Origin of the sequence: Archangium gephyra (assembly GCF_042230915.1) — a bacterium.
In the GTDB taxonomy this organism is placed as follows: domain Bacteria; phylum Myxococcota; class Myxococcia; order Myxococcales; family Myxococcaceae; genus Archangium; species Archangium gephyra_B.
The window spans coordinates 355,911-376,692 of sequence record NZ_CP102578.1; the positions used below are offsets into that span (position 1 = coordinate 355,911).

Below are 20,782 nucleotides of genomic sequence, written 5' to 3' on the forward strand. Positions count from 1 at the left end.
GGGGCTCGCGGAAAACCCAGGCGCTCGCGGTCGGGCGCTCCGGTGTTTCGCGGGGTTGCGGATGGTCCGGAGCCTGCAAGCTGGCGCGGTATGCGTCCTTCCTTCTCGCCGCTTCGTCGACTGAGCCGTCTCGCCACCGGTGCCGTGCTGGGGCTCCTCGTGAGCTGTGGTCCCGCGGATCCCGAGAGTTTCGTGAGCCTGAAGTGGCAGTCCGGCGGCGGGCCCTGCACGGAGGAGATGGACTGCAGCGGATGGGATGAGGTGCTGGCGGACGGCACCTTTCGCGTGGATCGGTTCGGCGATTTTGGCGGGGCGGTGCGCGAGACCGTCCTGCCCGCGGAGGAACTGGCGCGGGTCCGCGTGGCGGCCACCCGTGCCGAGCTGCTCGATGTGCTGCGGCGCGGGGAGGCTCCCTGCGGCAGGGTCACCGATTCGAGCAGCGTCCTCACGCTGGAGCTGGAGGGCGCGAGCTACCGCGCGCAGCTCGCCGGCTGTGATGAGCCGGGGGTGAACGAGCTGCGCACGCTGCTCAAACGCCTGCGCGACACCTACGCGCCGTGATTACTTCAAGCGCAGTTCAGCGATGGCCATGGAGACCACGGTCACATGGTCGGTGAGCGGAGGGTCCAGCAGCATCTCCTTGGCCATGAGCAGTGGCTCGGAGAGCTGACGCCGCTCGACCGCGCTCAGGTTCTTCTCCAGATGCTTGACCGCTTCCAGGTGCCGGCGATCCTGGAGAACCGCCGTGCACCGCAACAGGGCGCCCACGGTCGCCGCGGGAGGGTGGAGCTGATTGCTCACATGCCGGACACGGCGCAGGGCACTCCAGACCCGGGTCTCGAGATCATCCCGGAGCACCTTGGCCAGCGAGACGTCGAAACGCCGGCACTGCCGTGACCAGAGACGGACCCGATCGCGAATCCGGAAGTGTGGGGAGGCTTGCTCCTCCAGCTCCTCGGCCGAAGGGGGCTCCCTGACGAGCAGGTTCACTGCGGCACGCAGGAGCACGCGCAGGATGGGGAGCTGACTGGCTTGCAGCTCATCGAGCTGCTCGAGCAGCTCGGCCAGCAACTCGGGATCCGTCGAGAAGTCGCAGTCCCTCGGGTTGAAGCCGGGGGCTTGGAGGACGCGCCAAGCGCACTTGAACCGCACCTCCAACGGGGTTTTCGGGCTGCGTGCCCAGATCGTGACGAGCGGCAGGGGGAGGAACCGCAAGGTACTCTGCCACTGCTGGGCCGGGAGCTTCGCCAGGGCCTCCGCGAGCTGGCGCATCTCCATTCTCCGGTCGGGAGTGGCGCCGATGCCCTCGAGCATCCCCGCCCAGGCCTGCGCCTTCCAGAGGCACAGGATCTGGACAGCCTCTTCGGCCATTCCCTCTTGGAGCAGGAACTTCACCGCCAGCTTGCTTCCCTCGAGCGTGCCTGGAATGGGCTCCAGCTCTTCTTGCTCCGGCGCGGAGAGGTGTCTCCGGGTCAGAGCCCAGTCCACCCGTGCCTCGGTCTCCCATTTGGGCGTCCACATGCTCTCCTTCTTGGGTTTGGGAGCGAGGAAGGCCTTCATCACGTCCAGCAGGGCCTCGCGGGACGCTCCTTGGAGGACACACCGCTTGAGCTGCACATAACCGAGCAGGCCCGTGAAGGTCTCGGCCGCGTCCGCCGATTCCCTGGCGGCCTGCTCGATGATGTCCCGGCGCCCATCCTTCAACAGCATCTCCATGGCCCTCGTGCGATGGTCCTCCCGGGTGAGGAGACTCCTCGCGGCCAACTCCCGCACCTCTGCACGTTGCACCTCGAGCCAATCCTCCAGGAGGGATGAGCGGAGCGGCACTCCCTCCGCGAGTTGGAGGAGCAGAGGAATCAGCGCGGGCTCCTGCTCGCAGTCGTGTGCCAGCGCATCCAGGAACGTGGGACCGAGCTTCACGTCCTTCCGGTCCACGGCCATGAGGGCGCACATCCGCCGCAACTCGAGAGGGAACTCCTCGGCGGCTGCGATCGTCAGGAGGTCCTGGAGGTCGTCGGAGGCCAGGGGCGGGCCGACCAGGAGCCGGGACAAGAGGACGGGCGCATCGGCGGGGTTATGGGCCGCGTGGTCCAGGGCGAGCGGCGGATCCGCGAGCAGGAGGCTGAGCATCCGCTCGCTGATGATGGACGGTGGGGAAGACAGGTGGGGCGACGTCATGGAGACTCCTCCACGCGGCGGCGACAGCCGTGCCAGCCGCGGCAAGACCAGGATCCACCGGGCACACGTCAGGCGTGCTCGGCTCGAAACACCGCTGTGTGGGAGAAACGCCGGGGGACCGCTCTGTGGACGGGAGGCCGCTTCCGACGTTCGTGGATGACACCCGAGGGTGCCGCTCCAGGCTGCTGCGTGTACGTCACCTCGACGGTATGCACACCGGGACCGCGCCGCAACCCCGGTTTCCCAGCGGACGCCGGAGGCCCGCCGCTCCCCCGGGCGAGTGTTCACTCCCCCAAGGACAGCACCGCGGGCACCACGAGGCGCCGGTGCGTCAGTCCAGGTACCAGGGGGAGGCCTTCTCCCTCCACCCCTCGGGTGGCTCCGCCAACTCTCCTCCGCCGCTCACGTGGGAGGGGTCGGCGCCGCACGAGACGAAGAAGCGCCGCCCCTCGGCTTCCAGGCAGAAGTCCACGCGCGCCAGGGCCCCACAGTCCGGGCAGCGAAAGCCCTCCGCTCGCGCCAGGGTGCAGCCCTCCTGGAGCCCCGCGACCATCGTGTCGACGGTCGACTGGCTGAACTCCTTCGACAGACACTCCTCGTACGAGAGAGGCTCCGCCGCCTCCAGGACGAACTCCCGCCGCACGGGGACATAGCGCACGGAGAGCCGGCAGGACTCCCAGGCCTCGCGCTTCCACAGCTCCCACCCTCGCCACCAGCGGCACTTCACGTGGAGCTGGTTCTTCACCACGCTCTGCGGCCCCAGGTACTTCCGCTGCGTATAGGCCGCCCACACGGTGCACCGCACGCCCCAGGCGCCCTGCGTCATCCTTCCGCGCAGCTGCTTCTCCACGAAGCCCTTGAGCTGCCGCAACCACTCCTCGTCCGCGAGCTGGCGGTGGTAGCGCGTCCACAGCCAGGGTGTCATCCGAAGCATCATGTCCCTCACCGGAAGCCAACGCCGCGCGGTGGTGCAATCACCGCACCACGCGGGGCCCGCTGGGGCGGGAGTGCCGGCCACGCGTGACGTCTGACAGGATGGCGGGCCGAGCGGGCCTGGCGCGTCCAAGGTGACAGCGGGAGGCGCCCTGAAAACACCACGGGGCGCGGCCCTGGAAGGCACCGCGCCCCGCGAAGCAACGGCCTCGTGTCAGCGGACTACTTGGCGATCAGCAGCAGCAGGCCGCGGCCGCACATACCGTAGTTGAAGCCCTCGCCGCCGATGAAGGCCTCGGCGCCGGGGCTGGCCACCTGGCCGCTTCCCTCGGCCCACGGGCAGGTGTCGGTGACGCGGTACCAGCTCTTGCCCGTGCCCGGCCACGGCAGCGAGAAGTTCACCGCGCCGCTCCACCCGTTGTAGGCCACGTAGAGGGCGCTCGCCGAGTCACCCAGCTCGCTGCCGTCGATGCGGAAGGCCAGCGCGTGGTTGCCGCCGTTGCCCATGTACGTGGAGTCGGCCACCGCGCCGCTCGGCTGGAACCAGCGCATCTGCTCCATCACGTTGCCGTTGTTGTCCACGCTGCTGAAGAAGTTGGCCGGACGCAGCGCCGGGTGCGCCTTGCGGAAGGCGATGAGGCGCTGGGTGAACGTCTTGAAGTTCGCCTGGTCCGTGCTCAGCGAGTAGTTGAGCCAGTTGGCGCTCGAGTCCAGGTTGTACGCGTTGTTGTTGCAGTACTGCGTGCGCAGGAACTCGTCGCCGCCGTTGAACATCGGCGTCCCGGCGCTCAGCAGCAGGAAGGCCATGCCATTGCGCGCCGCCTTGCGCTGGTCGGCGGCCACTCCGCCCTGGTCCCAGCTCACGTTGTTGTCCTCGCCGCCGTCGGACGGGCCGTAGGGCCACGGCTGCAGGTTGTTCTTGCTGTTGCAGCTGTAGAGGTCCTTCAGGGTGAAGCCGTCGTGGGCCACCATGAAGTTGATGGAGTTGTACGGCTTGCGGCCGTCATCCCCGTACAGGTCCGAGGAGCCCGCGAAGCGCGAGGCCAGCTCGCCCGGCGTCACCGTCGCGCTGCCCATCTGGTTCTGGTCCTTGCGGAAGGTGTCGCGGTAGTACCCGTTCCACTCGGCCCAGCCGCTGGGGAAGTTGCCCACCTGGTAGCTGTTGCCGCCAATGGCCCACGGCTCGGCGATGAGGTCCGCGCCGGTGCCGCCCGTGGCCGGCCGCGGCGACAGGTCCCGCCAGATGCGGTTGAGCGCCGTGCCGCTGTTCAGCTTGTCGTAGTTGTAGCAGCCGTGCTGGCACGTGTTGCCCAGCACCGACGCCAGGTCGAAGCGGAACCCGTCCACGCCCAGCTCGTCCTTCCAGTACTTGAGCGAGTGGACGATGAGGTCCTGCGTCACCGGGTTGAAGGTGTTGAAGTTGCCGCCCACGCCCGTGTTGTCCCAGCTGTTCTGGAAGTCGCTGGTGAGGCTGTAGTACGTGGGGTTGTCCAGGCCTCGGAAGGTGAAGACGTTGTACGTCGTCTTGTCCGTGGAGCTCCACGCACCGCCCTCGCCGGTGTGGTTGTAGACCACGTCGATGAAGACCTTGATGCCCTGGTCGTGGAAGGCCTTCACCATGGCCTTGAACTCCTTCGTGGGGCCGCCCGCGGTCTTGTCGCAGGCGTAGCGGCGGTCCGGCGCGAAGAAGTTGAGGGTCATGTACCCCCAGTAGTTGTCGTCCGTGGTGCTGGTGGCGTCGACGTCGTTGTCGTCGTTGTCCGTCTCCTGCAGGGGGAGGAACTCGACGGCGGTGACGCCGAGCGCGGCCAGCGACGCGGCCTTCTGCGCGGCGCCCGCGTAGGTGCCCTTGCACGAGGTGATGCTCGCGTCGCCCTGGGTGAGGCCGCGCACGTGCACCTCGTAGATGACGTCATCCTTCAGGGCGCGCGTGGGCTTGGTGCCGTAGCTGGTGGTGTCCGGCGCGAGCACCACGCCCTTGGGCGCCCGGGCACCGCTGTCCTTGAGCCGGTGCGTGGCGCCCGTGGCGAACAGGGTGCCGTCGCTGTTGCTCGGGTTGGTGGGGTCGTGGCTGATTTCCAGCGCGTACGGGTCCACCAGCAGCTTGTTGGGGTTGAAGCGGTTGCCCTGCGCGTCCACGTCGGTGACGAAGCCCGCGCTGGAGCCCTTGGTCCACGTGGAGCTGTACGTCCAGTTGGGGCCCCAGGCGCGGTAGCCGTAGTACACCGGGCCGGTGATGCCGTAGGTGTTCTGCAGCGTGGCGACGGAGACCGTGGTGGACCACACGTTGGTGGTCGTGTTCTTCGTCAGCACGTACTTCGCGACTTCCTGGGCGCCGTTGGGCGTCTTGTAGATGTAGACCTCGATGCGGGTGGCGCGCGAGGAGTAGACGTTGAAGGTGATGTTGCTCTTCGTCGCGTCGTACTGCGCCCCGAGCGTCCAGGAGATGGCCGCCTGCCGCGTGTCACCCACCGCCTCCTGCGTGCCCTCGACGGAGAGGACGTCCGCCTCCGTGGCCGGGCCGCAGGACAGCAGCGGCGCGGTGACGAGGCCCGCGGTGAGCAGGGCCGCCCGCCAGGGGCGGAATTTTCCGATGACAGCCTTCATGGAGTGACTCCCAGCGCGGATAGGGGGAAGTCCGAGGAGGCGGGCCCGCGCCTACCCGTCTGTCCTACCTTCCAGCACCTCTCCCTCCTGGGAGTCAATCCGGGGTGTTCCCGACTCACCCTGGCTCCTACGTTCTGCCCGGTGGTGAGCACGAGGAGGGGGGGCTGGTGCCGCGCTCCCATGGCGCGCCGTGTCAGGAAGCGCTGGGGGTCCAGGCGATTTCACGCCCAGGACAGGCTACAGTCGGGTCAGAGAGTTGGCGTAGCATCCGCGCCCTTTCGCTGTCCCTCACCGCGGCTCCCCCACCGCGGCCACCCCCCTGCTGACGGAGAGCTTTCCATGCCCACTGTTGCTTCGAGCGATCAGACGCCCATCCACTACCGCGTCATCGGAGACGGACCGCGCAACGTGCTGCTGGTCCACGGGTGGATGGTGTCGGGCGCGGTGTTCGACGGACTCGTGGAGCTGCTGGACACCACGGGCCTGCGGCTGGTGATTCCGGACCTGCGCGGCTCGGGTGGCTCCGGGGCGCCGGCGGGCGGCTATACGCTCGAGCAGCACGCGCGCGACGTGCTGGCGGTGGCGGACCACGCGGGCTTCAAGCGCTTCACCGTGGTGGGCCACAGCATGGGTGGCCAGCTGGCGCAGTGGGTGGCGGCGCAGGAGCCCGCGCGCGTGGAGGGCCTGATGCTGCTCAACACGGTGCCGGCCTCGGGCCTGCCGCTGCCGCCGGACGCCGCGGGGCTGTTCCGCACCTCGGCCAACGACAGCGGCAAGCAGAAGATCATCCTCGGCCTGGCGTGCAAGCAGCTGTCGGAGACGGCGCTGGAGCGGCTGCTGAAGGACGCGGTCACGGTGGCCAAGGCCTCCATCGAGGGCAGCTTCGATGCGTGGACGGGCGGTGGCTTCGCGGAGAAGCTGGGCGCCATCACCGCGCCCACGCTGGTGGTGGCGACGGATGACGCGTTCCTGCCGCCGGCCTTCCTGCGCGAGGTGGTGGTGCGCCCCATCCAGAACGCGCGCCTGGCGTACCTGCCCGGGCCGGGGCACTACCCGCATGTGGAGCGCCCCGCCGAGACGGCCGCGCTGCTCACGTCCTTCCTGGCTGGCCTGGGCCGCGCGTAGGAGGATCTTCCCATGGCCTGGAAGATGTCCTTCGACTACGACGAGCAGCACGACGTCGTCACGGCGACGTTCGAGGACTGCATCCTCAACAACTCGCTGGACGTGGCGCGCTGGCGCACCGAGGTGGAGGGCCACCTGTCGAAGTACCCCTCGAAGGTGGACCTGCTCATCAACCTGGATGGGCTGGTGGTGAAGTACACGGCGGGCCGGGTCTTCGGGCGCGAGCGCACCGAGGTGCTGTCGCGCTACACCCTGCGCTCCTTCCGCTTCGGCGGCGACGAGATGACGAAGATGTTCGTGAGCACCAGCGGCGTCATCAACGGCGCGGCGGTGAACGTCTACAAGTCGCGCGACGAGGCGCTGCGGGCGCTGCTGGCGGACCGGGCCTCGGGTGGGGCTTTCCCGGCGGCCGGCAAGAAGGCCATGTGAGCTACACCCCGGCGAACCACTCGTAGCCGCGGTCCTCCCAGTAGCCCCCGGTGGGCTCCGGGAGGAAGTTCACCGCGGTGAGGTACTTCACCATCTTGTAGCCGAGCTTCACCCCCGAGTAGAGGCGCAGCGGCGCGCCGTGCTCGGGGGGCAGCGGCTCGCCGTTCATCCCGTAGGCGAGAATCGTCTGCGGGTGGAAGGCGCTCGGCCCGTCCCAGGAGGAGAAGTAGCCCGCGTCGAAGGAGCGGAACTCCACGAAGCGGGCCCGAGGGTCGGCGCCCACGAGCCGCGCCAGCTCACTCACCCGCACGCCGTGCCACGAGGCCACCGCGCTCCAGCCCTCCACGCAGTGGTGGCGGATGCGGTAGTCCGTGCGAGGCATCCGCCGCAGGTCCTCCAGCGACAGCACGGCCGGGCGTGCCACCAGCCCGCCCACCTGGAGGGCCCAGCCCGCGGGCGCGAGCGGCACCCGGTCCGAGATGAAGTACTGCGGGAAGGCCCCGGGTGGCGTGAGGGCCTCCACGGGCTCCTCGGGCGCGAACTGCTCCGGGTCGAGGAGGGCCGACTGGACGCGCTGGTTGAAGCGCTCCATGGCGCCGAGGAAGCCCTGGCGGGGACGGCTGCTGTCGCACGCGCCCAGGGCCACCGCCGCCGTGCCGAGCAGCCACGAGCGCCGGGTGAGCAGGAGCGGGCGGTGGCGCGTGTCACTCATGGCGCTTTCCTCCCGTCACCATCTCCCCCAGCGTGCGCGGGTGGAGCGCCACCATCACCACGTGCCCCACGGTGAAGAGCGCCAGCAGCGCGAGCACGAGCAGGTGCACCGCGCGCGCCGGGTCGTAGCCTCGGAAGAGGGTGGTGAGCCAGTGCAGCTGCACGGGTTTGTAGAGGACGAGCCCGGAGAGCACCTCGAGCACGGCCAGCACCAGCACGCCCGTGTACGCGAAGCGCTGCAGGCCGTTGTAGGGGTCCTGCCGGGGCGGCACCTTGCGCAGCCGGAGGTAGTAAGCGGCCGTGTGCAGCGCGTCGCGCGCGTCCCGGCGCGGGAGGAAGAGGCGCCGCCGCCACTCGCCACTGCCCACCAGCCAGGCCACGTAGACGAGGCCGTTGAGGACGAAGAACCAGCCGAAGGCGAAGTGCCAGTGCCGCGCGCCCGCGAGCCACGCGCCCAGCCGGGCCCACTCGGGAGGCGGTGTTCCCTGGAAGGGGTACGCACCGTAGGGCGCCCCCTGCGGCCCCATCATGGGATAGGCGGCGAGAATCTGCAGGCCGCTCATGGCCAGGATGGCCAGCAGCGGCACGTTGGCCCAGTGCGCGAGGCGGACGGGCCCGGGCTGGGGACGTCGGGCATGGGGCATGGTGCCTTCCCCCGGGGAGTGGCGGGCCCATGCCGGGCGCCCGCAGTGCACCCGGAACGGAGCACGTGCGCCACTCCCGCGCAGGAGCCCTCCGGGGCAGACGCCCGGTTCCGGACGCCCGGGCCCCCGGCTCCGTCTCACACGCGACAGCGCGCGGCACCCTACTTGGCGCGGTGGGAATGCGACAAGTGACCGCCAAAATAGGATATGGGGTTGACTTGACGTCGGGGGTAGATAGGGTTGGGGCCACCATGCCAGGTCATGTCCCTCCCGAGGTCCGCAAACGATTGGCCGAACCCCTTCGGAACACGCTCCGCACCGTGCGCCAGCTCGTGGAGCTCTCGCAGGCGGACATGGCCCAGCGCATCGGCATGGGCGCGGATGCGTATGGCCGGTTCGAGCGGGACAGCCGGAGCCTCGTGCCGAGTGCCTCGACGCTGCGGCGGATGTACCGGGTGCTGGAGCGCTCGGTGGACGAGCTGCTCGGCCCGGAGTGTGGGGAGGCCCCGGAGCCGGCGGCGAAGCCTTCCTCCGGAAGGAGCCGTCCCCGGCAGCCCGCTTCCCAACGTCCGGGCTCCCACTCGAGGACGGGGCGCGCCCGGCGGCTGGCGCTCCGGGTGGACGTGGAGTGAGATGGGCGGCATGAGCCAGCGCCTCCCGGCACGGCGTTTCCTCTACTGCCTCCTCCAGGGAGACACCTTCTCGCCCTCGCTCGCCCAGGAGCGCACGGGGCTGCTCCTGGTGGACGCGAACGAGCCCGGAGAGGTGGCTCCCTCGGGGCGCTACGACAGCAAGGCCCTGCCGTACGGGAGCGCCATGCTGGTGCTGTTCGACGAGGACCTGGAGCCGGACGCCTCCGCCCTGGAGCCCCTGCGGGCGTTGAAGGCGCGGCTGCCGGAGCTACGGGCCCTGGGCGCCACCGGGGTCTCGCTCTACCTGGTCGTCGCCTATGAGCGGCAGTGCGACTTCGTGCTCTCCCCCGAGGAGCTGGCGGAGCTCGCCGCGCTCGGACTGCCGCTGGCGGTGTCCTGCCACCCCGCGGCGACGTAGGCCGGAACGAGGGCTCAGCGGGTGCGCGAGGGTTTGGCCCGGGGCGACGTGGCCGGGACGTCTTCCCGCGTCACCGCGCGGGCAATCCGCTCCGCGTCCGCGGTGGTGATGCCGAGCGAGGCGAAGACTCCGTTGACGAAGAGGCTGGCCACGCCCTGCGCCAGGGCCCGGCCTCGCAGTTGCTCTATCAGCGGATGGGAGGCGGGGAGGGCGGCGCCCGAGCGGACCAGTGCCGCCAGCTCGGGCCAGAAGGTGTCCATCGAGCCCTCGAGGGCCTTCGGTGAATGGACATCCGGCGCTGTCGACGCGTAGTCGATGTACGCGGGGTCGGTCGCGATGCGGTAGAGGGCCGGGTTCTCCGCCGCCCAGCGGATGTAGGCCACTCCCGAGAGACGGAACGCCTCGCGCGGGTCGGTGATGGCCCCCGCCGCCGCGACGATCGCCTCGCCCAGCCGGCGGTTTCCCTCCGTGGCGAGCGCGCACAACAGCGCCTGGCGGTCCGCGAAGTGCTTGTAGGGAGCCGCGGAGGACACGCCGACACGGCGGCCCACCTCGGCCACCGTGAGCGCGTCCACGCCTTCCTCCTGGATGAGCTCGATGCTCGCCTCCAGCAGGGCCTGCTTGAGGTTCCCGTGGTGGTAGGGGCGCGCTCGCGTCTTGGCGGTCATAAGGGGTCACCCGCTCGGCACGGAAAAAGTCCGTTGCGAAGTAAGTGAGACTAACTTACTTTGGTTCCAGGTGCAGGTCCATGCTTCCGAAGGAGCGGTCGATGAGCAGTCAGAACGCCGTGAGCCCCCTGTTGCGCTCCCTCTCGCGGCCCCACGGCTTCGAGCCCCTGCGGGTCGAGGGCCGGCTTCCGGAGTCGCTCCGGGGAACGCTGTTCCGGGCGGGACCGGGCCTCTTCGAGCGCTTCGGCGCGAGCCTCTCGCATGCGTTCGAGGCGGACGGCGCGGTCACGGCGGTGCGCTTCGACGGCGGTGGCGCGCGGGGGGCCTGCCGTATCGTCGAGAGCGCTGGCTACCGTGAGGAGGAGGCCGCGGGGCGGTTCCTGTACAACTCGGCGGCCTCGTGGCTGGATCGCATGCGCGCCGCGCGCAAGGGCACGGCGAAGAGCACGGGGAACACCTCGACCTTCTTGTGGCAGGACCGGCTCTTCGCGCTGATGGAGGGCGGACTGCTGCAGGAGATGGACCCGGCCACGCTGGACACGCTCGAGGCCACCCGCCTGGGCGTGGTGTCTGGCGCCTTCTCCGCGCACCCGCACCGCGTCGCCTCGCTCCGGACGACCTTCAACTTCGGCGTGCGCTACGGCCCGAAGATGCTCATCGACCTCTACGCCCTGCCGGATGAGGGCGCCGCCTCGAAGCTCGGCACGGTGGAAGCGCCCTGGCAGGGCATGATGCACGACTTCATCGCGACCGAGCGGCACCTCATCCTCTTCCTGGGGCCGGTGAAGCTCAATCTCCTGCGTGCCATGCTTGGCCTCGCCGACTTCACCAAGCTGTTTCAGTGGACGCCCGAGCTCGGGGCGCGGCTCATCGTCGTCCCGCTGGATGACATCCAGTCGCCACGTACCTTCGAGCTCGATGCCTTCTGGACCTGGCACTTCGCCAATGCCTTCGAGGAAGACGGCGGTCCGTGCGTCGACCTGTGCCGCTACCCCGAGTTCTCGTTGGGGGATATCGGCGAAATCGAAGACAAGGGACCGCCCCCGCTGCTGACGCGCCTGCACCTGGACATGAAGACGGGAAGCACGCGTGAGACGAAGCTCTTCGACGTCCCCTGCGAGTTCCCACAGCTCCACCCGCGTGTGCACGGGGGGCGTTATGGCACCCTCTTCGCGCAGACCGAGCGCCGCGGCGCGGACCGGCGGTACCCGGGCATTACGCGCATCGAGCTCGGCCGCGAGGGCAGCGCGGAGTGGACCCTGCCGGCCGGACATGTGCCGAGCGAGCCCGTGCTCGTGCCGCGCGGCGAGGCGGAGGACGACGCCTTCGTGCTCGACCTCGTCTACGACAAGACGAGCGACCACTCCTACGTCGCCGTGCTGGACGGACAGCACCTCGAGGACGGTCCCCTGGCGACCGTCCACTTCGACCACCCCATCCCCGTCACGTTCCACGGCAGCTTCGCCGCCGCACGCTGAGTCATTCCGGCGGGAGGCTCACCACGTGGCGCCCAGCTCCAGCATCACCAGGTGCTTCTGGTAGTTCCCGTTCGTGTAGTCGTAGCGGTGGCACACGTAGTCCGGGGCCGTGCACGCTCCAGCGGGGTCCGCCAGCCGCGTGTCCACGTTGGACGTATTCACCAGCAGCTCGTACCGGGCGGAGAGCTGGAGGTGTTTCGACAGCCGCGCGCTCACCGCGGGGCCGAGGACGAAGCGGGCGTCCTCGCGCCGGCGGCGTCCCCACTCCTCCTCGCTCCCATCGGCCGCCTGCACCCGCAGGTAGCTGTCGCTCAGGTAGTCACGCCACTCGGCCTCGGCGTTCAGGCTCGCGTCGAGCCGCTCGTTCAGCACCAGGCGCGCCGAGGCGCCCACCGCGTGTGCGGTCCACGCGAAGGGGATGACGTACTCCCGCGACGTGTCTCCGGACACGGCCTGCTCCAGCGTTCCGATGCGGTCCTCGCGGTAGCGGTACCACGCCGTGAGCCCCAGGGTGCGCAGGCGCAGCTCCTGGGACAGCATCGCATCCAGGCGCTGTCCGGTGAGGTAGCTGAACTCGCTGACGAGCCCGGCCTTGTGGGCGAAGGACACGTCGAGCCGGCTGCTCGTCCACTCGCTCTCGTCCAGCGCGAGCCACGCCGAGCCGCTCACGGAGCCCTGCAGCCCGCGGAAGTCCGACAGGCCGGTGAAGAACAGGTCCCCCCAGGACGAGGCACCCAGGCGGACGCGGCGCGCCACGTCCCACTCCAGGGCCACGGCCGCGCGGTGGAGCTGGAGCGAGTAGTCCTGCGCGGAGGACAGCGCGTAGGCCCGCTGCGTCCCGCCGTAGGACAGCTCGGTGAAGAGCGTGTCCGACAGCCGCCAGCGCGCCACGAGCCCGAGCCCCGCCTCGGCGAAAGCGCTCGCGGTCCCGGTCGAGCTCGCCCCGGAGACATCGCGCGCCGCCACGCCCACCTGGAGCACGTTGCTGTCGAAGCCCAGCCCCGCGCCTCCCGATGCCCGGAGCCCCTGCCCCTGGGCGCGCAACCCGAAGGCGAGCCGGTCGAGGTAGTCGCGTGCCGTCCGTCTGTCCTGGGGCTCCAGCTCCAGCGCGAGCGCCGAGGTGAGGTCCTCTCGTGCCGTCTCGCGCGCCCCCAACCGGTAGGCCGCGGCCCCCGCCATGAGCCGCGCCCGGCCCGAGGTGGCATCGCCCTTCGCGGCCTGGAGGAAGAAGGCGCGGGCCTCCTCGAAGCGCCCCGCGTCGAAGGACGCGAGGCCCTGGCGGTACGCCTCCGCGGCCTCGTCCTCGGCGAGCCCCCGCGCACGGGCCACGAGCGAGAGCAGCTCCTCCACCAGCACGGCCTCACGCTCGGAGGCGCCCGGCCTGGCTCGCTCCGCCCACTGCGCGGCGCGCTCGGGTGAGCCCGCGTCCAGCGCGGCGAAGCCCGCGTTCACCCAGGCGAGGCGTGCGAGCGGCTCGTCCGCCGTGGCCTCGAGGAAGGCCTGCTCGGCCTCGGCGAAGCGCTCCAGGGCGTAGAGACAGGCACCCCGGTTGAAGCTCCACCCGGCGCGCTCGGGCGCATCCGGTGCCCGTCCCGCGGCGTCGAGGGCCTCCAGCGCCTCGGCGGGACGCCCGGCACGAAAGCGCGCCAGCCCCACCAGGTAGAGCGCGGCACCCTCCTGGGGAGGCTGCGCGGCGCTGAGCGCCAGCCGCTCCGCCTCCGTGTATTGGCCCTCGGCGAAGGCCTGCTGCGCCTCGGCGAGCGGATCCGCCGCGGCCAGCAGCGTCAGGAGGGTGAGCACCGGAAGGAGCATTCCGGTGCAGAGATATCACCGTGGAGGCGGAGGAGGCGGCGGCTGTGAAGAGGGCGGCGGCCGGGCGCCATCGGTCCTCGGCGAGTGAGGCCGCGCATGCCCGTCATCGCCCGGACGTGACGGCCCCGAGCGGCCTGGGCCCGCGGGAGGTCCCCGGGTCTCCTGTTCGCGCGGTCCCCGGGTCTCCTGGCCGTGGGGCCCCCGGGTCTCCTGGCCGCGCGGCCCCCGGTTCTCACCGGGCGGCGGCTGGGCCGTGTCACCCCGAGGAGGCGGCGCGATGCGCTCCCCGCGCATCCGGCCGAGGACGGTGTCCACCTGCTCGCCCGGTGCGATGACGTCCACCGTGTGGGAGCTGCGCACGTGGGCGCGTGACTCCGAAGCGGGGGGCGGCGCGGGGGCGGGCGCTGGCGTGGAGGGCGGAGGTACCTCCGGTCCACGTGCCGCTCCGGTCTCCACGGGTGGGGGCGCCGCCTGCGCCTGCGCGCGCGCGGCCCCTGTGACGAGCAGCGTGAGCGCCACGAGGAGCGCGGGAAGCTGAGAGCAGATCCTGTTCATCCCTCTGTCACCTCGAGCACCACGTCGTGCTCGATTCTCTGGTTTCCCGTGCGCGCCTCGGCCGTCACGAGGTAGCGGCCCGGTTTCTGCCCGCGCACCGCGATGGGGATGACGTTGCTCCCCGCGTTGAGTGCCTGCGTCCACCGGAAGGAGCGCAGCTCCAACTCCTGGCCGTCCGCCCAGAACGACAGGCCCTCGGGCAGGCTCACCTGGAAGTCCGCCTGCTCGACGGCCACGTCCGCCGTGAAGTCCAGCTTGATGACCGCCACCTTGCTGACCGGAACCTGGGTGCCTGGCACCTCGAGCGGACGCGAGGCCTCGGCGACCTCGGGCGCGGGGGTGGGAGGCTGCTGGACCGCGCTCATCATCAGGAAGGCGGCGATGCCCGCCGCCGCGCCCGCCACCGGCCATAGCCAGGGCGCCCGCCGCCGGAAGAGCCCGCGCACACGGTCCCACCCCGGAGCGGGCTCCGGTGGACCGGCCGCCACCAGCCGGCGGTGGAGCGAGGCCTGGAAGCCGAGCTCGGCGGGCTCCTCCCGCAGCGCACCCAGCCGCTCCCGCAGCGCGCCATCTTCCATGTCTTCGGGCTCAGTCATTTCCCACTCCTACGTCCTTGGGACGAAACGCCGCCGTCGGATGTTCCCGCCCCACCTGTACTTGCCTGGGCCTCTGGCGCCTGCCCGCCCGCCAGCAGGGTGCGCAGCAACGCCCGCCCCCGCGAAAGGCGCGATTTGATCGTCCCGATGGGCACCGCCTCGATGGCGGCGACCTCCTCATAGGTGTGCCCTTCCACATCGAAGAGTACCACCGCGGTGCGGAACTCCGGGGGGAGCGCCCGCAGGGCCCGCCACAACCGCTGGCGCTCTTCTTCGCGGACCAGTCCCTCGTCGGCGGGAGCGGCGCTGGAGGGGGCCTGGGAGTGGTCCGCCGCGAGGGGCTCCTCCAGGGATCGCTCCCGGCCCGCGCGGCTGCGCATGGCGTCATAGAAGGAGTTGCGCACCACGGAGTAGAGCCACGTCTTGAAGGCGGACTGGAAGCGGTAGGAGCGCAGGCTCTTGTACACCTTCACCAGGGCCTCCTGCGCCAGGTCATCCACGTCCGCGTCCGAGGACGCGAAGGCCCGCGCGAAGCGGCGGACCTGGGACAGGTGCGACGAGACGAGCAGCTCGAAGGCGCGGACGTTGCCGTCCTGGGCCTCGGCGATCAATGCGCGCAGTTCGTCGTTCTCGTTCAAGGCATCCAGTGTAGCTGCCCGCGCGGGCCGTTCCGCAAGAAGCGGAGCGCGGATGCCGGGAACACGAAAAATGCCCTTTTCGTCCTACCGGGCGTGGTTGCGGTGGTGAAACACATAGGGAGCACGAATGAATCACAAGATGAGGGGCGGTCTGTGGCTCGCGGGTGCACTCGTCGCGGGCGCGATGGCGAGCGGTTGCGGCTCGGCGACGGCGACCGAGGACGCCACGACGATGGTGTCCCAGGCCGTGGAAGCGTCCGCGGACTCGAGCGATGCCGTGGAGGTCTCCAGCCTGATGCGCGGGATGCACGCGCTGCGCTCGGACGCGGTGGAGGGCTTCCACTGTGACGCGAGCCCGGACGTCACGAACATCGACGTATGCGGCAAGAGCCTGCCGGCCACGGTCCACCTCGAGTGGACGGAGTGCGCGGCGCCCGAGCGGCCCGGTGGTGGCGGACACGGTGGGGGCGGGCGCGGTGACGGTGGGATGCCTCCGCCTCCGCGGGATGGCACCGGAAGCGGGGGGCTCTCGACGATCTACGGGAGTGGCGCCACCCGGGGCTCGGCTCCCACGGACGGCCCCCGGCCCGAGGGCGGTGGCCGTCCGCACGGCGGTCCCTCCAGCGGCACGGTGGACATCACCTATACGTACGTGACGCCGCCGAACTGCGAGGGCGCGGTGACGCAGAACCAGTCGGTGACGTTCACCATCTCGCGCACGGACGACGAGGGCGCTGTCTCCACGGTGCAGGGCACCAGCGCCTCGAGCTCGGAGCTCGTCGGGGATGCCCCGCCGCAGAAGAAGAGCACGGAGGCGGACGTGACGCGGACGCTCACCGACGCGACGGGCGCGGTGGTGCGCTCGGTGCACCTGAAGGGCTCCACGAGCGTCGAGTTCTCCACCGACACGCCCCCGGTGCGCACCCTCAATGGCTCCTACACCGAGGAGTTCCTCGATGGGTCGCAGGGGACGGTGACGCTCGACGACATCGTGAAGCCGCCTCGGAATGTGTGCCCGTGGCCGACGTCTGGGACCCTGTCGCGCGCCAGCGGTGACGGCGAGACGCACGTGCTCGTCTTCGGGCCGGAGTGCGGGACCGCGACGCTCGACGGCACCGCGGTGGAGCTGCCCGCGCACCGTTCAGGAGGAAAGGGGCGTCACTGAGACGCTCCCGAGGACGCGCGGCCCGGGGGGCTCTTCCCCCTCCATCCCCCCGGGCCGCGGCCTCGTACTGCGCATCGAGCGCTGTGACGCCCCTCACCGCAAGCGTGTCGGCGCGATCACAGCCCGCATCGCTCCATCTCTCTACTGTCCACTCATTCCCGCAACCCAAAGGAGAGGGAACCATGAAGTGGATGATGAGTGTGATGACCGCGGTGATGATGTTCGTGTCTGTCGGCGCGGCGCAGGCGGCGGATGCGCCTTCGTGTGATGCGAAGACGTCGCCCATCGCGAACCAGCAGGACGCGGACAAGCGCTGCCCGTCCATCTGCACCAAGGCCGGCTACGCCACCTGGAACGGGCAGTGGACGAACACGCCGCCCTCCGGCGCCGGGCCCGTCTGCGGCTGCGTCGTCGCGTCCAAGGACGTGAAGACGACGCCCATCGCCAACCAGCAGGACGCGGACAAGCGCTGCCCGTCCATCTGCAAGGGCGCCAACAACCTCTGGAACGGGCAGTGGACGAACACGCCGCCCTCGGGCGCCGGGCCCGTCTGCGGTTGCTACCAGATGAAGGCCGCGGACGTGAAGACGAGCCCCATCGCCAACCAGCAGGACGCGGACAAGCGCTGCCCGTCCGTCTGCTCCAGCGCGAAGGCCACCTGGAACGGCCAGTGGACGAACACGCCTCCCGCGGGTGGTGGGCCCGTCTGCGGTTGCCTCACGCCGTCCTGCTGAGCTGACTGAAGCCACCCGGGCCGGCAGCCACTGGGATTCCAGCGGCCTCCGGCCCGGCCGTGCGTGACGGGCTGGTGGCTCAGCGCTTCACCTTGTACCGCAGCCAGAGCAGGTCGCCCTTGCGCCGCTCCATGGAGACGAGCTTGAGGGCGCGCGCGGGGCCTCTGCCTTCCTTGGCATCGAAGAGCGAAGGCGTCCCGATGCCACCGTCCGCGACAGGGGCGAGCAACACGCTCAGCTCATCGATCAAGCCGGCGGCCAGGAAGGAGCCGTTGATCTTTCCTCCTCCCTCGAGCAGCAGCTTCTTGATGCCGAAGTCCTTCCTGAGCTTCTGGAGCACCCTCTCGAGGTTCAGCTCCGTCTTGCCGCCGAACAGGTAGGAGACGCCCTGGGCCTGGAGAAAGGCCAGGTAATCGTCCGAGACCTGCTCGGTCAGGACGGTGATGACATGCTCCTCGTCGATGGAGCCCGACTTCCAGGTGAGCTTGCCGGATGGATCGAGGGCGATCGCGTAGGACTCCGCGTCGTGCTTCGCGATGAAGTCCGTGCGAGGAATCGGCTGCCGCGCCTTGCGCTTCGGGACGCGTGCCTTCCCCGCGTAGGGCTCCATCGACACCCGGCCGATGATCCACGCCTGAGCTCCGAAGGTCCCGGCCGTGCGCTCGTACTCGGCCAGCGCGCTCCGGGGAAGGCTCCAGCCCTTGGTCACGATCCGTCCGTCGACCGAGGGCACCATGTGGCAAATGATGTACGGCCGCGTCGCTCTGTCCATCCGTCGTCTCCTCGCCGAGGAGACGATAGGGAGCCGCTCCGTGCTCCGCCAGGACAGACTCCTCGCGGTGTGGGCCGCTAAGCCAAGCAAAGTCATTCCGTTCAGGGGGAGGTCCCGGCCGCGCTCGGGAGCAACTGGTCCTACTGTCGGACCAGTCGGCACGCCGCGCGGCCGGAGGGTGCCCTCCGCGTTGCTGCAAGAGCACCCCTGAACGGACTTCCTTCGTAGGGCTTAGTAGTAGATGCGAGCGCTCATGGCGCGGTGGCCGGAGTAGTTGAGATCCTCCCGGTCGGCTCCGGTGAACTGCAGGTCGGCGGCGTCCCCTTCGTTGTAGGTGATCGTCTTGCCGTGCGACGAGGTCGCCGCCGCGTTGAAGAAGAGGTAGTCGATGCGGCCGCCCGCTCCTCCCGTCCAGTTGTCATCGAGGCAGCTGCGGCTCCCCGCGCAGGCCTCGTAGACCGGGTCGTTCCAGCCGTAGTCGGTCGTGCTGGGCACCTGGGAGTTGGCCTGCTTGTACCAGTCCTTGTAGCCGCCGTTGGCGTAGTCACCCTCGTTGGAGTCGACGCCCCAGACGATCAGGTTGGCGCCGGTGATCTCCCGCATCTTCGTGTCCGTGAGCTGGATGTTCTTCTCGGCACACCCGCTGTCCGAGCTCGGGCCCTCCTGCGCGGTGGGCCAGTGCGACGAGCCGAGGACGACCTTCTTGTTGGTGATGAGGTCCGTGAAGGCCATCCGCACCCCGATGGAGCGCGACTGGTGGTTGGGCACGCACGAGCCGCTCGCACCCTTGTAGACCTGCCACGTCGCCTTGGTCCCGGAGATGGGCTGCAGGCGGCCCGTGCGATAGATGATGGCGTTGGTCTGATAGTCCTTCGCCGGGCCGCAGGGGCTGTTCATGGCCTCCGGGTTCGCCTCGGCGATGACGTAGTCGTACAGCCCGGGCAGGTTGTCCTGCATGTACTTCGCGAGCTCGGCGGCCTGGGTGGCTCCACTCATCTGGTGCACGATGAAGGCATCCGGCGAGTACGGCTGGGTCTTCATGTAATAGATGAGATCCTGCCAGTCCCCCGCACACTGCTCGGTGGCGGTCGGCAGGTTCTCGTAGTTCACGTTGTAGACCACCAGGAAGCCCGCGTTGCCGTTCACCGCGACCGCCTGGGAGAGCGTGCTCGGCGCGCCGGGCTCCGCCGCCTCTTGCACTTCGGCGTCCGCACATCCGAACAGCAGGAGGGAGGCCATCACCGACACCGCGACTCTGGGCTTCATGGGACCTTCGAGGCAATGGGCCCGGGAATTCAGGCTCCACCTGAAAAGAGGGGCTGGCCCGGCTTCCATCCCAAGAATCAGCACTGGCCCGTGAGGCGCCGAACGCCTATCAGGCGAAGCGGTAGCGGCCGCGGGCGCCGATATCCGCTGCACGGAGGGAGAGCCATGGACATTCTCGGAGCCGTCGGAAACACCTCGTTGGTTCGGCTTCGCAAGGTCGTTCCACCCCTGGGGGCGGACATCTTCGTGAAGCTCGAGTGGGAGAACCCCACCGGCAGCGTCAAGGACCGGATGGCGCGGGCCGTCATCGAGCGGGCCGAGCAGGACGGCCGGCTCGAGCCGGGCGACACGGTCGTCGAGTACACGGGGGGCAGCACGGGAACCTCCCTTGCCTGGGTCTGCGCCGCCAAGGGCTACCGTCTCCGCATCGTCACCTCCGACGCGTTCAGCGTGGAGAAGCGGGATCAGATGGCGGCGCTGGGCGCGGAGCTGACGCTCGTGCCGAGCGAGGGCGGCCTCACCACCAAGAAGCTGATCCTCGACATGATCGAGAAGGCTCGTCAGTTCAGCCAGGAGCCCCACACCTACTGGACCGACCAGCTCAACAACCACGACAGCATCGCGGGCTACACCGCGCTGGGCGAGGAGATCTGGAGTCAGACGAAGGGAGAGCTCGACGCTTTCGTCTACTGCGTGGGGACGGCGGCGTGTCTGCGGGGGGTCGCCACCGTGCTGAAGCGATACAAGCCGGGCATCAAGATTGTCGCTGTCGAGCCCGCCGAGTCCTCGGTGCTGCGGGGCGGCCAGGCAGGGCCTCACAAGATCGAAGGCGTCGGGATTGGCTACATCCCTCCGCTCTGGGACGCGACGCTCGTGGACGAGATCCTGCCGGTCAAGACCGAGGATGCGAAGGAGATGACCCGGCGCCTCGCGCGGGAGGAGGCCCTCTTCGCGGGGACCTCTTCCGGAGCAAACGTCGTCGCCGCGCTCCAGGTCGCCGAGCGGCTGGGGCCCGGTGCGAAGGTGGTCACGCTGATGGCCGACTCCGGCCTGAAGTACCTGAGCACCGATGTGTACAGGCGGAGGTAGTGCTTCGCTACGGTCTGGCGGGTGAAGGGGCTTGCCGGGTGTTGGCGAACTTCCGTGAGTAATGGATGCCGACCACCACCGGGATGATGAAAGCCCCGATGACCTCCCCCATCCCGAAGGCATCGTTCCGCATCGCGGATGGGAAAATCGCCCCCACGAACAAGATGGCTTCCAGCACCAGGAAGCACTCGGCTCCATTCATCAGCGGGCGCCCAGCGATTCGATTGACGAGCTTTCCCGCTCCCATGAGGAGAAGAAGGAAGAACAACTGTATCCCCAGCTGAAGCACTTCTTTAAACGGCCCCATGGTGTCCCCCCTGCGATTGAGCTCA

At 69.6% G+C, this 20,782-nt stretch carries 22 protein-coding genes; 10 read left to right on the forward strand and 12 right to left on the reverse strand.

The features are described 5' to 3' along the window. The first annotated feature begins 90 nt into the window (after positions 1-90). The gene (locus tag NR798_RS01460; RefSeq protein WP_375769576.1) at positions 91-561 is read left to right on the forward strand and encodes a hypothetical protein; all 471 of its coding nucleotides are present in this window, start codon (positions 91-93) and stop codon (positions 559-561) included. Here NR798_RS01460 and NR798_RS01465 read toward each other — a convergent pair whose 3' ends face one another. The 3 genes from NR798_RS01465 to NR798_RS01475 all read right to left on the reverse strand — a co-directional run bounded on the left by NR798_RS01465 (position 562) and on the right by NR798_RS01475 (position 5,718). After that, positions 562-2,178, reverse strand: coding sequence for a hypothetical protein (locus tag NR798_RS01465; protein ID WP_375769577.1), 1,617 nt, complete (start codon positions 2,176-2,178; stop codon positions 562-564). It abuts the gene before it with no gap. A gap of 331 nt (positions 2,179-2,509) precedes the next feature. Beyond that, a complete protein-coding gene (locus tag NR798_RS01470; protein WP_375769578.1) occupies positions 2,510-3,115 on the reverse strand; it encodes a hypothetical protein in 606 nt (201 codons plus the stop codon). Between the two features lie 218 nt (positions 3,116-3,333). Beyond that, a complete protein-coding gene (locus tag NR798_RS01475) occupies positions 3,334-5,718 on the reverse strand; it encodes an alpha-amylase family glycosyl hydrolase (protein WP_375769579.1) in 2,385 nt (794 codons plus the stop codon). A gap of 339 nt (positions 5,719-6,057) precedes the next feature. On the opposite strand from NR798_RS01475, the gene NR798_RS01480 reads away from it, so the two are divergent. Both NR798_RS01480 and NR798_RS01485 read left to right on the forward strand, forming a co-directional pair. After that, entirely contained in the window at positions 6,058-6,843 is a 786-nt protein-coding gene (locus tag NR798_RS01480; RefSeq protein ID WP_375769580.1) for an alpha/beta fold hydrolase, read from the forward strand. Between the two features lie 12 nt (positions 6,844-6,855). Beyond that, positions 6,856-7,272 carry a hypothetical protein gene (locus tag NR798_RS01485; protein WP_375769581.1) on the forward strand — a complete coding sequence of 139 codons (417 nt, stop codon included), beginning with the start codon at positions 6,856-6,858 and terminating at the stop codon, positions 7,270-7,272. A gap of 1 nt (position 7,273) precedes the next feature. Here NR798_RS01485 and NR798_RS01490 read toward each other — a convergent pair whose 3' ends face one another. After that, the gene (locus tag NR798_RS01490; RefSeq protein ID WP_375769582.1) at positions 7,274-7,984 is read right to left on the reverse strand and encodes a molybdopterin-dependent oxidoreductase; all 711 of its coding nucleotides are present in this window, start codon (positions 7,982-7,984) and stop codon (positions 7,274-7,276) included. Next, a complete protein-coding gene (locus NR798_RS01495) occupies positions 7,977-8,627 on the reverse strand; it encodes a cytochrome b/b6 domain-containing protein (RefSeq protein WP_375769583.1) in 651 nt (216 codons plus the stop codon). The genes NR798_RS01490 and NR798_RS01495 overlap by 8 nt, the downstream gene beginning before the upstream one ends. Before the next feature lie 287 nt (positions 8,628-8,914). Between NR798_RS01495 and NR798_RS01500 the strand changes: the two genes are divergently transcribed. Next, positions 8,915-9,259 (forward strand): helix-turn-helix transcriptional regulator, encoded by a 345-nt coding sequence (locus NR798_RS01500; protein ID WP_375769584.1) that lies wholly within the window; start codon positions 8,915-8,917, stop codon positions 9,257-9,259. 10 nt (positions 9,260-9,269) lie between these two features. Continuing rightward, a complete protein-coding gene (locus tag NR798_RS01505; protein ID WP_375769585.1) occupies positions 9,270-9,677 on the forward strand; it encodes a hypothetical protein in 408 nt (135 codons plus the stop codon). Between the two features lie 14 nt (positions 9,678-9,691). Here the strand turns inward: NR798_RS01505 and NR798_RS01510 are convergent, their stop codons facing one another. Further along, positions 9,692-10,345 (reverse strand): TetR/AcrR family transcriptional regulator, encoded by a 654-nt coding sequence (locus NR798_RS01510; RefSeq protein WP_375769586.1) that lies wholly within the window; start codon positions 10,343-10,345, stop codon positions 9,692-9,694. A gap of 101 nt (positions 10,346-10,446) precedes the next feature. Here NR798_RS01510 and NR798_RS01515 point away from each other — a divergent pair, with 101 nt between their 5' ends. Further along, the gene (locus NR798_RS01515; protein WP_375769587.1) at positions 10,447-11,823 is read left to right on the forward strand and encodes a carotenoid oxygenase family protein; all 1,377 of its coding nucleotides are present in this window, start codon (positions 10,447-10,449) and stop codon (positions 11,821-11,823) included. A gap of 18 nt (positions 11,824-11,841) precedes the next feature. Here the strand turns inward: NR798_RS01515 and NR798_RS01520 are convergent, their stop codons facing one another. Next, the gene (locus NR798_RS01520) at positions 11,842-13,635 is read right to left on the reverse strand and encodes a tetratricopeptide repeat protein (RefSeq protein WP_375769588.1); all 1,794 of its coding nucleotides are present in this window, start codon (positions 13,633-13,635) and stop codon (positions 11,842-11,844) included. A gap of 277 nt (positions 13,636-13,912) precedes the next feature. Here NR798_RS01520 and NR798_RS01525 point away from each other — a divergent pair, with 277 nt between their 5' ends. Continuing rightward, positions 13,913-14,173, forward strand: coding sequence for a hypothetical protein (locus NR798_RS01525; protein ID WP_375769589.1), 261 nt, complete (start codon positions 13,913-13,915; stop codon positions 14,171-14,173). Between the two features lie 13 nt (positions 14,174-14,186). Here NR798_RS01525 and NR798_RS01530 read toward each other — a convergent pair whose 3' ends face one another. Both NR798_RS01530 and NR798_RS01535 read right to left on the reverse strand, forming a co-directional pair. Next, positions 14,187-14,786: a hypothetical protein gene (locus NR798_RS01530; RefSeq protein WP_375769590.1), complete on the reverse strand. Its 600-nt coding sequence runs from the start codon at positions 14,784-14,786 to the stop codon at positions 14,187-14,189. After that, positions 14,783-15,424 (reverse strand): RNA polymerase sigma factor, encoded by a 642-nt coding sequence (locus NR798_RS01535; protein WP_375769591.1) that lies wholly within the window; start codon positions 15,422-15,424, stop codon positions 14,783-14,785. The genes NR798_RS01530 and NR798_RS01535 overlap by 4 nt, the downstream gene beginning before the upstream one ends. Positions 15,425-15,551: 127 nt before the next feature. Here NR798_RS01535 and NR798_RS01540 point away from each other — a divergent pair, with 127 nt between their 5' ends. After that, on the forward strand, positions 15,552-16,589 hold the full coding sequence (locus NR798_RS01540; RefSeq protein ID WP_375769592.1) for a hypothetical protein: 1,038 nt from the start codon (positions 15,552-15,554) through the stop codon (positions 16,587-16,589). Between the two features lie 182 nt (positions 16,590-16,771). Continuing rightward, positions 16,772-17,323 carry a mannan-binding protein gene (locus NR798_RS01545; protein WP_375769593.1) on the forward strand — a complete coding sequence of 184 codons (552 nt, stop codon included), beginning with the start codon at positions 16,772-16,774 and terminating at the stop codon, positions 17,321-17,323. 79 nt (positions 17,324-17,402) lie between these two features. Here NR798_RS01545 and NR798_RS01550 read toward each other — a convergent pair whose 3' ends face one another. Both NR798_RS01550 and NR798_RS01555 read right to left on the reverse strand, forming a co-directional pair. Next, a complete protein-coding gene (locus NR798_RS01550) occupies positions 17,403-18,095 on the reverse strand; it encodes a RibD family protein (RefSeq protein ID WP_375769594.1) in 693 nt (230 codons plus the stop codon). A gap of 231 nt (positions 18,096-18,326) precedes the next feature. Then, positions 18,327-19,361 carry a hypothetical protein gene (locus NR798_RS01555; protein ID WP_375769595.1) on the reverse strand — a complete coding sequence of 345 codons (1,035 nt, stop codon included), beginning with the start codon at positions 19,359-19,361 and terminating at the stop codon, positions 18,327-18,329. Positions 19,362-19,526: 165 nt separating this feature from the next. On the opposite strand from NR798_RS01555, the gene NR798_RS01560 reads away from it, so the two are divergent. Further along, positions 19,527-20,450, forward strand: a complete 924-nt coding sequence (locus NR798_RS01560) for a PLP-dependent cysteine synthase family protein (RefSeq protein WP_375769596.1) — start codon at positions 19,527-19,529, stop codon at positions 20,448-20,450. 7 nt (positions 20,451-20,457) lie between these two features. Here NR798_RS01560 and NR798_RS01565 read toward each other — a convergent pair whose 3' ends face one another. Then, positions 20,458-20,757 (reverse strand): hypothetical protein, encoded by a 300-nt coding sequence (locus tag NR798_RS01565; RefSeq protein ID WP_375769597.1) that lies wholly within the window; start codon positions 20,755-20,757, stop codon positions 20,458-20,460. Between the last annotated feature and the right edge of the window lie 25 nt (positions 20,758-20,782).